This window comes from Enterococcus salsurae, assembly GCF_054784955.1.
Map to the genome: position 1 here is coordinate 26,031 of NZ_BAAHWY010000003.1, position 13,946 is coordinate 39,976.

Annotated in this window: 10 protein-coding genes; 6 read left to right on the forward strand and 4 right to left on the reverse strand. The window is 41.8% G+C overall.

Annotation, left to right across the window (positions count from 1 at the left end; translation table 11 throughout):
• Positions 1-13: 13 nt before the first annotated feature.
• The 4 genes from rseP to ACYVRS_RS08365 all read left to right on the forward strand — a co-directional run bounded on the left by rseP (position 14) and on the right by ACYVRS_RS08365 (position 8,561).
• A complete protein-coding gene (gene rseP / locus ACYVRS_RS08350) occupies positions 14-1,282 on the forward strand; it encodes an RIP metalloprotease RseP (RefSeq protein WP_461203142.1) in 1,269 nt (422 codons plus the stop codon).
• 71 nt (positions 1,283-1,353) lie between these two features.
• Positions 1,354-3,060, forward strand: coding sequence for a proline--tRNA ligase (locus ACYVRS_RS08355; protein WP_313538674.1), 1,707 nt, complete (start codon positions 1,354-1,356; stop codon positions 3,058-3,060).
• Positions 3,061-3,168: 108 nt separating this feature from the next.
• On the forward strand, positions 3,169-7,518 hold the full coding sequence (locus ACYVRS_RS08360; protein WP_054116506.1) for a PolC-type DNA polymerase III: 4,350 nt from the start codon (positions 3,169-3,171) through the stop codon (positions 7,516-7,518).
• 413 nt (positions 7,519-7,931) lie between these two features.
• A complete protein-coding gene (locus ACYVRS_RS08365) occupies positions 7,932-8,561 on the forward strand; it encodes a helix-turn-helix domain-containing protein (protein WP_461203143.1) in 630 nt (209 codons plus the stop codon).
• A 133-nt stretch (positions 8,562-8,694) separates the two neighbouring features.
• On the opposite strand, the gene ACYVRS_RS08370 is transcribed toward ACYVRS_RS08365, so the two are convergent.
• The 3 genes from ACYVRS_RS08370 to ACYVRS_RS08380 all read right to left on the reverse strand — a co-directional run bounded on the left by ACYVRS_RS08370 (position 8,695) and on the right by ACYVRS_RS08380 (position 11,093).
• A complete protein-coding gene (locus ACYVRS_RS08370; protein WP_461203144.1) occupies positions 8,695-9,636 on the reverse strand; it encodes an AEC family transporter in 942 nt (313 codons plus the stop codon).
• A gap of 130 nt (positions 9,637-9,766) precedes the next feature.
• Complete coding sequence (gene yidC, locus ACYVRS_RS08375; protein ID WP_054116508.1) at positions 9,767-10,699, reverse strand: membrane protein insertase YidC; 933 nt, start codon at positions 10,697-10,699, stop codon at positions 9,767-9,769.
• 115 nt (positions 10,700-10,814) lie between these two features.
• Positions 10,815-11,093 (reverse strand): acylphosphatase, encoded by a 279-nt coding sequence (locus ACYVRS_RS08380; RefSeq protein ID WP_312499094.1) that lies wholly within the window; start codon positions 11,091-11,093, stop codon positions 10,815-10,817.
• A gap of 99 nt (positions 11,094-11,192) precedes the next feature.
• Here ACYVRS_RS08380 and ACYVRS_RS08385 point away from each other — a divergent pair, with 99 nt between their 5' ends.
• Both ACYVRS_RS08385 and ACYVRS_RS08390 read left to right on the forward strand, forming a co-directional pair.
• Positions 11,193-11,960: a TrmH family RNA methyltransferase gene (locus ACYVRS_RS08385; RefSeq protein WP_312499096.1), complete on the forward strand. Its 768-nt coding sequence runs from the start codon at positions 11,193-11,195 to the stop codon at positions 11,958-11,960.
• 115 nt (positions 11,961-12,075) lie between these two features.
• A complete protein-coding gene (locus ACYVRS_RS08390) occupies positions 12,076-12,585 on the forward strand; it encodes an HD domain-containing protein (protein WP_461203145.1) in 510 nt (169 codons plus the stop codon).
• Between the two features lie 53 nt (positions 12,586-12,638).
• Here the strand turns inward: ACYVRS_RS08390 and ACYVRS_RS08395 are convergent, their stop codons facing one another.
• Entirely contained in the window at positions 12,639-13,838 is a 1,200-nt protein-coding gene (locus ACYVRS_RS08395) for a YdcF family protein (protein ID WP_461203146.1), read from the reverse strand.
• Between the last annotated feature and the right edge of the window lie 108 nt (positions 13,839-13,946).

Sequence of the window (13,946 nt, forward strand, 5' to 3'; positions counted from 1 at the left end):
GAGAGGAACTAACATGAAAACGATTTTGGTATTTATTATCATCTTTTCTGTGGTGGTTGTGATTCATGAATTTGGACACTATTTCTTTGCGAAGCGAGCGGGTATCCTCGTTCGTGAATTTGCGATTGGGATGGGCCCAAAATTATTTGCACACCAAGCAAAAGATGGAACAACGTATACCATACGTATGCTGCCTCTAGGCGGATATGTCCAAATGGCCGGATGGGGTGAAGATGAAACAGAGATCACACCTGGTATGCCGGTCGCACTCGTGCAAGATGCATCTGGAAAAGTCACAAAAATCAATACAAGTAAAAAGATCCAGTTGCAAGAAGCGATTCCAATGGAAGTGACTGCCTTCGATTTGGAAGATCAATTAACGATTTCCGGCTATGTCAATGGCAATGAACAAGAAGTAACAACCTTCTCTGTGGATCATGACGCATCGATCATTCATGAAGATGGCGTGGAAGTGCGAATTGCTCCGCTAGATGTTCAGTTTCAGTCTGCAAAACTTTGGCAGCGTATGCTGACCAACTTTGCAGGACCATTAAATAATTTTATTTTGGCGCTTGTGCTGTTCACTGGTTTGGTCTTTGCACAAGGTGGCGTCGTCAATCAAGATGCGACGATCGTATCCGGTATCGAAGCTGGTTCAGCTGCAGCTGCAGCTGGTTTAGAAGACGGAGATGAAATCGTCGCGATTAATGGCACGACAGTCGCCAATTGGTCTGAATTAACGACCCAGATCCAAAAGTATCCTGATACCCCAATCACGCTAGATGTGAAGCGGGGCGATCAGACCCTTGATTTGACGGCAACACCGTCAAGCAGTACCTCAGGAAGTGACACGATTGGTGTTTTGGGTGTAACACCTTCGTTAAAAACAGGTATTGGTGCAATCTTACTTGGCGGTCTGCAAATGACCATGGACAATGCACTGGTGATTTTTAAAGCAGTTGGTAATTTGATCATGCAACCTGATTTAGATAAATTGGGCGGGCCAGTCGCGATCTTCCAACTGTCCTCTCAAGCAGCTTCTCAAGGTGTGCTGACAGTCATCGGAATGATGGCGATGATCTCGATCAACTTAGGGATATTTAATTTATTGCCGATCCCCGGTTTAGATGGCGGCAAGCTGGTTCTAAATATCCTGGAAGGACTGCGAGGCAAGCCAATCAGTCAAGAAAAAGAAGGGATCATTACCTTGATCGGATTTGGTTTTTTGATGTTGTTAATGGTCTTAGTTACATGGAATGATATTCAGCGTTTCTTCTTTTAAAGTGGTATCCACATTCAAAAAGTATCATTGATTCGGTAGAACAACGAATTTTTGCAGTGAAGGAGAAAAAAATGAAACAGTCGAAACTGTTGATTCCAACATTACGAGAAACACCAAGTGATGCGGAAACACTAAGTCATCAGCTATTGGTTAGGGCAGGGTATATACGACAAGCCGCCTCAGGAATTTATGTTTATCTTCCTTTGGCACAACGGGTACTAGAGAAAATCAAAACAGTGATTCGCGAAGAACTTGCCGCGATCGATGCAATCGAAATGGCGATGCCCGCCTTATTGCCTTTTGAACCATGGGTGGCATCTGGACGGGCAGAACGCTATGGTCGTGCACTTTATCACCTCGAGGATCGCAATGCACGTGAAATGGTCTTGGGACCAACCCATGAAGAACCTTTTATGGAATTGATCAAAAATGAAGTGACATCTTATAAAAAGCTGCCATTGAACTTATTCCAAATTCAAAACAAATACCGCGATGAGCAGCGACCGCGCTTTGGCCTGATTCGCAGCAGAGAGTTTTTGATGCAAGACGGCTATTCTTTTCATGCAGATGCTGAAAGCCTTGACACTACTTATCGCCAGTATGAAGCGGCCTATCATGCTATTTTCCGCCGCTGCGGTATCGATTATCGCACCGTATTAGGGGATAACGGCGTGATGGGGGGACACGATTCGAAAGAGTTTCTAGCACTGTCAGGCATTGGGGAAGAATTGCTTTGCTATTCGACCGAAAGTGATTATGTCGCAAACTGGAAATTGGCTACGAGTCTGTATGCATCAAAAAAATCCCACGAAACATTTTTGCCATTAGACACGATCCAAGGAAATAAGGAATGGTCGATCGATGAAGCTGCCGAAGCTGCAGAGATAGATGACAGTAAAATTGTAAAGTCACACATATTTTTGGTGGATGAGCAACTTGTCATGGTCTTGATCAGGGGCGATCATACGATCAATGAAACCAAAGTTAAATTATTTTTGTCTGGTGAGCAAATTACAGCGCTATCAGCAGAAGATGCGTCACGCATCGAAGAAGTCGGACAAGTGCGCAGTCCAATCGATTTGTCAGACGCAATCGCTTTATATGCCGATCAGCATGTCCAAGATATGACCAATGTGCTGGTTGCCGGTCAAGATGACGGCGCGTATGTGCGTAATGCCAATATTGGCCGTGATTTCCAACCAATTGCTTTTGCTGACTTTCGTCTGGTACAAGAAGGAGATCCTTCACCAGATGGACAAGGGGTCCTGACCTTCACCAGAGGTATTGAAATCGGGCATATCTTCAAATTGGGCACAAAATACAGTGAAGCACAGCAAGCGACGATCCTGAATGAGTATGGCCAAGAAATCTCTGTATTGATGGGATGTTATGGGATCGGCGTATCTCGCTTACTGGCGACGATCGTTGAACAACATGGCAGCGACAACGGCATTGATTGGCCGCAAGAAATTGCCCCCTTCGATGTGCATATCATTCAAACAGCAGTAGAAGATCCTTATCAAATGAGTCTTTGCCAAGAAGTCGAAGCCATGATGACACAAGTCGGGTATGATGTCTTAGTGGATGACCGCAATGAACGTGCAGGGGTCAAATTTGCAGATGCTGATTTGATTGGCTGCCCGATTCGCTTGACCATTGGCAAAAAAGCGACGGATGGTATCGTTGAGATCAAGATCAAACATAGTGGCGCCACCATCGAAGTGCGTAAAGATGAAGTGGCCTCGACCTTAACGATCTTGATGAGTGATCAAGCATAATCATGAACAAATAGATGATCGAGAAAGGAAAGCCTTTCTCGATTTTTTAATGAAAGCCACACGAAAAAGAGGTATACTAATGAGTACTGAGAAAAGGAGGATCTTCAATTGTCAAAAGAAAGAGAAACCTTTGAGATATTGTTAGAACAAATCAATGCAGCTGAAAATTTACGGCAGCATCCCCTGATTCAAACGGCGCAAATCAAGCAAGTAGTCGTTCATCGTCAGTCCAAAGCTTGGACATTTCATATCCAAATGGATCAGATCATGCCGGTCATGGTCTATCAATCCTTCAAACAACATCTTGAATTGGCCTTTAAAGAAATCGCGGAAGTCCGCTTGCTGATCCAAACTGTGGATGGCACATTTGATCAGCAATTGATCCAAGAATATTGGCCATTGGCATTAGCCAATCAAAATTGTGATCGTCCCTTGATCAATCAAGTGGTCAAAAGCCAAATGCCAATCCTTGAAGGGGCTAAAGTCATTCTGCCCGTCAACAATGACGCAGTGATCACCATTTTGCAGCAACAATACTTACCGATCGTTGAAGAAAATTATGGCGCATTCGGTTTTCAGAAATTCCGTATTCTGCCGAAACTAGATGAAGCACAAGCAAAAGAAGCATTGGAACAGTTAGAAGCCCGAAAAGAAGAACAAACAGCGGCTTTCCAACTACAAGCAGCCGAAAACCTGATCGCACACGAACAACGCAAAAAAGAAGTGAAAACCGTCGATTTTGATGGACCGATCGCATTAGGCCGAAATATTCCGACGGATGAACCTGTGACGCCAATGATCAACATCATTGAAGAAGAACGTCGAGTGACGATCCAAGGGTACGTATTTGACAAAGAAGTGCGGGAATTGCGTTCGAAACGCAAAATCTTGATCTTAAAGATCACCGATTATACCTCTTCGTTTAGTGTCAAGAAATTCTCCAATAACGAAAAAGATGAACAAATCTTTGATGCTATTTCCAAAGGCAGTTGGGTCAAAGTGCGGGGGAGTGTCCAAGAAGATACCTTCATGCGGGATCTGGTCATGAATGCGCAAGACCTTTTGGAAGTAAAACATGAAGCCCGCAAAGATTATGCACCAGAGGGCGAAAAACGGGTGGAACTGCACCTACACTCCAACATGAGTACAATGGATGCCACCAACAATGTCGCAGATTATGTCGCACAAGCTGGGAAATGGGGCCATCGAGCAATCGCAATCACCGATCATGGCGGTGCACAAGGGTTCCCCGACGCCCATCATGCAGGTGAAAAAGCAGGGGTCAAAATTTTGTATGGTGTGGAGGCCAACATCGTTGATGACGGAGTGGCCGTAGCCTATAATCCAAAACCGATCCCATTGACAGACGCCACCTATATCGTTTTTGACGTGGAAACCACTGGGTTATCTGCGGTCTATGATACGATCATTGAACTCGCAGCCGTCCGGATGCACAAAGGCAACGTTGAAGGTTCATTTGACGAATTTATCGATCCAGGACATCCGCTGTCACGAACAACAGTTGAATTGACAGGGATCACAGATGAAATGGTGCGAGGATCTAAATCAGAAGAAGAAGTCCTGCGCTTATTTAGAGCATTTTCTGAAGGGGCCATTTTGGTTGCCCACAACGCCTCATTCGATATGGGCTTTTTAAATACCAGTTATCGGAAATACGGGATTCCAGAAGCAGAAAATCCAGTAATCGATACCTTAGAATTGGCCAGATATCTCTATCCGCAATTCAAACGTTTTGGTCTAGGGGTCTTGTCTAAGAAGTTTGGTGTCAATTTAGAACAACATCACCGGGCGATTTTTGATGCGGAAGCGACTGGCCACTTAGCGTGGATTTTTGTCAAAGAAGCAATGGAAAATCACGAGATGTTCTTGCATGAGGATTTGAATCGTCATGTCGGCGGGGAAAATTCCTTTAAGGCGGCGCGCCCGTTTCATGCCACGATTTTGGCCAAAACACAGGCAGGCTTAAAGAATTTATTTAAACTAATCTCCATGTCCAATATCAATTACTATCATGATAAAGTGCCAAGGATCCCACGTTCTGAGCTGGTGAAATTACGTGAAGGGCTGTTGGTAGGGACCGCCTGTGATAAAGGCGAAGTCTTTGTGGCAATGATGCAAAAAGGTGTCGATGCGGCACGTGAGCTGGCGAAGTTCTATGACTATATCGAAGTCATGCCCAAAGAAGTTTATGCTCATTTGATCGAAACCGAATTGGTCAAAAGCGAGTCTGACCTGGAAGAGATCATTCGCAACTTGATCCAAATGGGGAAAGATTTAGGGAAGATCGTCGTAGCGACGGGGAATGTCCATTACCTGAATGAAGAAGATGCTATCTACCGAAAAATCTTGATCAATTCCATGGGGGGCGCCAACCCGTTAAACCGTCATAGTTTGCCTGCAGTTCATTTTAGGACAACCGATGAAATGCTGACCGCATTTCAATTTCTAGGCCCTGAGATGGCCAAAGAGATCGTTGTGACGAACCCCAACAAGATCGTTGACCTCTGTGAGAAGGTCATTCCTGTTAAAGATGATCTGTATACGCCAAAAATTCCGGGATCCGAACAAGAAATCACCGATTTGAGTTACAATCGGGCGAGAGAATTATATGGTGATCCGTTACCAGAGATCGTCGAGAAACGATTAAAAAAAGAATTAGACTCAATCATCGGCAATGGTTTTTCAGTGATCTATTTGATCTCTCAAAAACTCGTGCATAAGAGCAATGAAGATGGCTATTTGGTCGGTTCCCGGGGATCAGTCGGTTCAAGTTTTGTTGCCACAATGACCGGTATCACCGAGGTCAACCCATTGGCGCCGCACTATTACTGTCCGGACTGCCAATATTCTGAATTCTACGAAGACGGTTCCTATGGTTCCGGTTATGATATGCCGGAGAAAAAATGTCCTAAATGCGGGACCCGTTTGAATAAGGATGGCCATGATATTCCTTTTGAGACCTTCCTAGGTTTCCATGGCGACAAAGTGCCCGATATCGATTTGAACTTTTCTGGCGAATATCAGCCGGAAGCCCACAATTACACCAAGGTACTATTTGGAGAAGACTATGTCTATCGTGCAGGAACCATTGGTACGGTTGCAGACAAAACTGCCTTCGGTTTCGTGAAAGGGTTCGAACGAGACCATAACCTCCACTATCGTGCTGCCGAAGTCGATCGATTGGCGAAAGGCGCAACAGGGGTCAAACGTACCACAGGGCAGCATCCGGGGGGAATCATCGTAATTCCCGATTATATGGATGTCTATGACTTTACACCAATCCAGTATCCAGCAGATGACTTGAACGCTGAGTGGAAAACCACCCACTTCGATTTTCACTCGATCCATGACAATATTTTGAAACTCGATATTCTCGGACATGATGATCCGACAGTGATTCGTATGCTGCAAGACTTATCCGGGATCGAACCAAAAACGATTCCGACCGATGATCCTGAAGTGATGCGGATCTTTGGCGGCACTGACGTCTTAGGAGTGACAGAAGAACAAATTTATTCTAAGACCGGTACATTAGGTATTCCTGAATTTGGGACCCGTTTTGTACGAGGGATGCTGGACCAGACGCATCCATCGACCTTTGCTGAATTGCTGCAAATATCAGGGCTCTCTCACGGGACAGATGTTTGGTTAGGCAATGCCGAAGAATTGATCCGTCGCGGCGATGCCAGTTTGGCTGAAGTCATCGGCTGTCGTGATGATATCATGGTTTACTTGATCCATGCCGGTTTAGATGACGGCATGGCGTTTAAGATCATGGAAACAGTGCGTAAAGGGCAGTGGAACAAAATCCCAGATGAATTGCGTGATACTTATTTGCAAGCGATGCGGGAAAATAATGTGCCAGAATGGTACATCGATTCATGTTCGAAAATCAAGTACATGTTTCCGAAAGCCCATGCGGCAGCGTATGTATTAATGGCCTTGCGGGTGGCTTACTTTAAAGTATACTTCCCCATTCTTTATTATTGTGCTTATTTTTCAGTTCGTGCCGATGATTTTGATTTGATCGCGATGTCCAAAGGCAAAGAAGCGGTCAAAGAGCGGATGCAAGAGATCAATGACAAAGGGATGGACGCTTCAACGAAAGAGAAAAATCTACTGACAGTATTAGAGCTATGTAATGAGATGTTGGAACGCGGCTATGAGTTTGGCATGATTGATCTCTACAAATCAGATGCCGAAAACTTCGTGATCGATGGCAACAAATTGATCGCTCCATTACGGGCTGTGCCAAGTTTGGGTCTGAATGTGGCCAAACAAATCGTGGAAGCCCGCAAAGATGGTCCATTTTTGTCGAAAGAAGATTTAGCCAATCGCGGAAAAGTATCGAAGACATTGATCGAATATATGACCGATAACGGGGTCTTAAAAGACCTGCCTGATGAGAATCAGTTATCATTGTTTGATATGTTGTAAACATTTGTTCAACATCATTGTCTATTAAAAAAAAATCTATCAGACACCCAGGAGAATATAGCCTGGTCGCCGTCTGATAGATTTTTTATTTTTACAGCATTTCTTATAACAACTGAAATAACTCGGTTACGATTATTATCGAGTGAAATGGATCATTATTTTTACCTTAAAACCTTGAATTCGACTATAGATATGTGCGCTTTTAATATTACTTCATAATTTCACATCCTTTTTATCACGCTTATATTATGTCATAATAAAAAATCATCATGACATATTTTGAACGAAAGGTGCGATGTCACAAAGTTTGGCATCATTTTTGGTTAATGATGAAGAATGCTTCATTTACTCACAACATATGTGATAAGCCTGTGTTTTAATATCAGTAAAGAAGTTAAGAGAGGGAGAGAGTCGTGGCGTTTCATGAAATTATAAAAGAAAAAAGAAAGCAGTTGGGTATCACTCAGGATGAATTAGCTAAAGAATTAAAAGTGAGTAGGTCTGCAATTTCAAATTGGGAAATAGGCAGGAATTATCCGGATATCAATACATTGATTCATTTAGCTCAGATGTATAACATGTCTTTAGATAGTCTTTTTAATGAAAATATAGAATTAACCAGTCTTTCAGCTTTAGATGAAGAAAAGGAAATGCCTCCAAAGCGAGTCAATATTTTAATAGTGGCAGTAATCATCATCAGTTTATTTTCATTTGTATATGTATCTTTAATAAAAGAACCACAAATTATTTTTGAAAATGAGACGATAGACAGTTCTCTTCAGCTAGTTAACTTCCATAAAAATGAAATAAAGAATATTGATTTAACGGGTGATCAACTATTTGTTTATTTGGAGAATCCAGAAGATGTATTTTATTATGTTGAATCGGGTGATGATGTAGTGGAAGTTCATCTTTATAAGGGGAAGAACAATAATCAGTTGGAGAAGATACTGACCGAAGGGAAACTCAAAATAGATTTAAGTGCCCATGAATTAAAGAAGGTAAACAAGATTCTAGTCTACAGTGCTCATGCGTCTTTTTAATTCTAAAAAAATAGATGACGGCAAAAAAGCATGCTAGGTATGTGCACCTAACATGCTTTTAAATAGAAGAATGATAATATTAGTTGATTTTCTTTAAGGGTCTCTTACAGGAAACTATTGGTATTCACTTATACTAAAACAACAACAACAATAAAATCGGAATATACACCATATACAACAAAACAGAATATCCTAAAGCAGTAGTGGCAAATTCTTCATCCCCTTGATAATTGCGGACTAAGATTGGTACAGAATTCTGCACAGGCATCGAGGATTGGATCACGAAAACTTGCAGCATCAGTTCCGGGATCTTGATCAAATAACCCAATCCGAAAACGATCAGTGGAGAGAGAATGAAGCGGCCAAACAGAATGCCGGCGATATCTTTGGTCATCTTCAAATTTTTCAATCCGCCAAAATAAACGATGATCCCAATGATAAACATCGACAAAGGCGTTGTTAAATCCGCCAAATAACTACCAAGACTATTGATAAAATGTGGTAGAGGAATCGCAAGCAACATCCAGATCAACCCAATGATAAAGCCAATCAAGGCAGGTGAAAAGACTTTCTTGATGACAACCAAGGGGTGAAAAGATACCTGCGCCTCTTCAAAATGAGGACTGTCTTTCGCTAATTCATAAATCCCAATCGTCCAAAACAAGGTTGTGTTGACGATATAGTAGAGCAACACATAAGGAACAGCCTTTTCACCAAAAATCGCTAAGTTGATTGGTAAACCGATAAAAATCGTATTCGAGAAAGTAAACATAGAGGAGAACGCTCCTTTATGTTTTTGCGCAACATGAAAAAAACGTCGCCAAAGATGGCCAACCATATAAGTGATCAGCATCGAGAGTAACGGAATGACCATGCCGGAAACCAGTGAAAGAAATTCTTCCTTCGTGAAATTCTTGATGATCGTCAAAAACATATTGGCAGGTAACGTCAAATTCAAGACTAGTTTTGAGAATGTGTCTGCTGTTCGATTGGAGAACCATTGCTTATACGACAGAATATAACCGATAAACATCAAACTAAAAATGACAAAAATATTGATATATGCGTCAAACATCTACTCACCTCACATTTACTATAGCGAATCACGCAACAACTTGCAATCTCTGCTAAAGAAAATAGCGGGAATTTTCAGATAAATCTCATGAAAAAAAACCAAATCCACATAGATTTGGTTTTTTGGCAGATTATTTCCGTTGTTGTTTGCCAGCATTTCGACCAGAAGAATTGTTCTTGCCGTTGTTCAATGCTTTCTTGTCACTCGTTGCTGGTTTTTCTGGTGTCACATCTTTACGTGGTGTGACAACTGTTTTTGGGGGATTGGCTTTCATTTCAGCTTCTACTTGTGCTTTGATCTTTGGTTTCATGATGACATTTGTAATAAATGTTTGAATACAACTGAAGACCCCACCGACTACCCAGTATAATGTCACACCAGCGGGTGCACTCATAGACATGAAGACGATCATCAATGGCGATACGATCAACATCGTTTTCATGGTTTTCTTTTGTTCTTCTGGAATCCCAATGGTTGAGATATACCCTTGGGCAAGATAGGCAATCCCAGCGATCGCGACAAAGATGATACTTGGTTCACCTAATGAAAAACCAAAGAACTCAGAATTTTGAATACCTTGTGTGTAGCGTGCAGTAAAGTATAAAGCGGAGAAAATCGGCATTTGAATCAGCAACGGCAGACAGCCGATACCACCGAACATGCTGACATTGTTTTCAGAATAGATTTTTTGCATGTCAGCTTGCGCTTGCATTTGTTCTTCACGCGTCGTAGCTTTCTTCAAGTTGGCTTGTGCGACATCGACTTGTGGTTTCAAAAATTGCATTTTTTCACTTTGGATCATTGTTTTTCGTGATTGATTGATACCTAGAGGTAAAATAATCACACGCACGATGATCGTCACGGCGATGATTGCCCAGCCATAGGACCAGTTAAAATTTTCAACCAGCATTGTGATCATGCTTCCAAGTGGTTTGACTAAGAAACGGTAGATCATGCCGGATTCTTTAGGCGTGCCATCAGCATTCGTACTTACACAACCAGATAAGGTCAATAAAAGACCAAATAATCCAGATGTAAGGAACCATTTATTCATTTTAGACATTTTTTTCTTCCTCTTCACAATAAATTTAGACAAAAATAACTATACTAAAAAAGACCGACTATTTCAATGTACAAAGAGAAATTCATTGAAAAGTCAATCTTTTTTAGCGCAATAGTCAACTGTAAACCACATCGAATGTTCTTCTTTTTTCAATCGTGGGGTCGTCGGTAATCTTGATATCATTTACTTTTCCCGCAGGAGAAGGAGAACCTTTGACACCTTCGATAAATTGCGCCATTTCTTCTGATTCACCGACTGCTTCAATCGTCACAGTGCCATCGGGTTGATTTTTTACAGTTCCGGTGATACCTATTTGATCAGCCAGCATCTTGGTGGTGTAGCGAAAACCAACGCCTTGGACCCGACCATCGACTGTAATGCGTACTTTTTTCATGGGGATGCCTCCTTTGCTCTATATTTATGATAGCGTTTTTTTTGTAAAAGAACAAGTTTCACTGATTGAGTCATGCTATAATGAGTCGAGGTGACAGCTATGAATGAGATCCAGTCAAAAAAGAATGCACTGATCAAAGAGACAAAAAAATTAAGTCAAAAGAAATATCGTCAGCAAAGCGGTCAGTATTTGATCGATGGTTGGCATTTAGTTCAAGAAGCGATTCGCGCAAATGCCGCCATTCAAGCGATTTTTGTAACGTCTCGTGGATATGAAGAAAGCAAGGATAGTCTGCAAACAGTGGATGCTGTGCTTTATTTGATTACGGAAGAAATCGCTGACTATTTGTCAGAATTGCCCACACCTCAAGGAATATTTGCCATTGTTGCAAAAGAAAATCAGTTGCCGGATCAATTAAAAGGAAACTGGCTGATCTTAGACAATGTGCAAGATCCTGGGAATGTAGGGACAATGATTCGGACGGCCGATGCGGCTGGTTTTACTGGTGTTTTCTTAGGTACAGGAACGGCAGACCTATACAGCTCAAAGGTGTTAAGAAGTATGCAAGGCAGCAACTTCCATTTGCCAATCGTTGAGGGGGCTATTCCTGAGTTTATCGAAGTGTTGCGTGTCCAAGATGTGAAGATCTATGGTACTGAGCTGAATAAAGACGCACTTGCCTATACCAACATCAATACATATCCCGCAGCGTTCATTTTGGGAAATGAAGGCCAAGGGGTGCAAAAGGACCTATTGGCAGTGACCGATCAAAATGTCTACATTCCAATCTATGGTGAAGCAGAATCTCTGAATGTAGCGATAGCAGCAGGCATATTGATGTATCATGCAGCAGGTTTAGATCATTAAGGAACTGTTAAACTATGCTCTGTTGATTGAAGGAACCTAGAAAAAACGGTTCATTGGTGCTATACTTTATCTTGTAACAATCAAGCAGATCAAAAAAGGTGGCAGAAAAGAATCTATGACAGATAAATGGCAAGAAGATAGCGAATATATGTCTTACGTAGCGGACCTGTTAGCAACAGACGCTGTGAAAAAATTAGCCAACTTTGTGCAGCATATGAATTCCACTCGTTTGGAACATTCGATCAGCGTTTCATATTACAGTTACAAATTGGCCAAGAAATGGGGCGGCGATGCAAGAGCAACAGCACGTGCAGGACTTCTTCATGATTTATTTTATTATGATTGGCGGACGACGAAGTTTGATGAAGGCACACATGCCTATATGCATCCGCGAATTGCAGTAAAAAATGCCGAAAAAATCACTGAATTGAGCGATCTTGAAAAAGATATTATTTTGAAGCATATGTGGGGGGCAACGATTGCACCGCCACGATATAAAGAAAGTTATATCGTCACAATGGTGGATAAATATTGTGCCATCAAAGAAGCTTCGGAACCAATGACAGAGGGCTTGAAAGAAAAGTGGGTGCAACGGTTCTGGAAAAAACAACGGACGATCCATTGATCGGATAAAGTAAAAAGACCAAGTGAACGCGTATGCGCTCTCTTGGTCTTTTTCTACGTGAAGTATAGTTGCATCAAAGCGGCGATGATATAAAAGATGATTATACTAGATAAAACGATGATATGCCGTTTTTTGTGCATAAATAAGACAGCAATAAATTCTCGCAAAAAGGCATTTGGCAAGTAATAGAACGCGGTATGAGCGCCAATCCCATTTGCGTTGACACCTGCTTGATCTGCATAGAGACCTGCACGGAAAATATGATAATTATTGGAACTGAAAATTGCTTTATATCCTTGCGGTTTCAGCGAATCCATGACTTCTTTCGCAAACTTCATATTCTCAAGAGTCGTTGTCGAATTGGCTTCGATTAAGATCTCGCCTTCCGGTATCCCTTGTGAAATGGCATAGTCTTTCATTGCGATCGCTTCAGGCACTTTTTCATCGCTGCCTTGTCCACCAGACATCAGTAAACGAGGGGCTTGTTTTTTTGCCTGAAATTGCAAATGGTAAAAGTCGATGGCTTTATTGATTCGTTGCGCAAGTAAAGGCGATACAGTTTCACCATTGATCAAACCAGCACCCAAAACGATGATGAAATCTTGATCATAGTGAGGGTGATTAAATTGATAGAGAACCGATACTGACAAAAAGTTCAAGAATACGAAGAATAAATAAAACAAACTCACGGGTGCGATGCCAAAAAGGACATTGACCCATTCAGGAAAATGCGGGAGCAGCACATCTGAAAATAGGAAAATCGTTAAGACGACTGCCAAAATCAACGTCAATAGATTTGCGATGGAATGTGATTCACGTCGAAAAACGACCAATGAATTCCAATATAAAAAGACCACCAAAATGACTAACCCAAATAAGAGAACAGCGAAAAATAAGAATAGTAAGACTGCGAGCAAGCCGCCAACAAGCGGATCTTCAGTCCGCATCAAGTGGATGATTAAGTAGCCGCCAAAGGATAAAATAAACAGGTTGAATAACAGACCATTGATCAAACGATGTTTGTTTTTGCGATAGGTGTACAAGAACAGGCTGCCAAAAGCGACCGGGATCAGAATAAAGAAACTGCCGGTTCGTATTTCGGTGATCGCCAAATAAATCAATAAGGCGAAAATCGTCCAACAAGATTCAAAGAAAAATATATCGGGGGCATCTTTTTTCCTGCGGTATTTTTGGACAGCAAACACACCCGAAAAATAAATGATGCCAAAAATCAGCATTGGTGCAAAAACCATATGGTTCACTCCTTCAATAATACCTTTAGTATACCAAATTTCTCGAAAAATGCTTCAGTATGAGGTCAAAGTTGCTCAAATACTGACTATTCGCTAAAATAAAGAAAA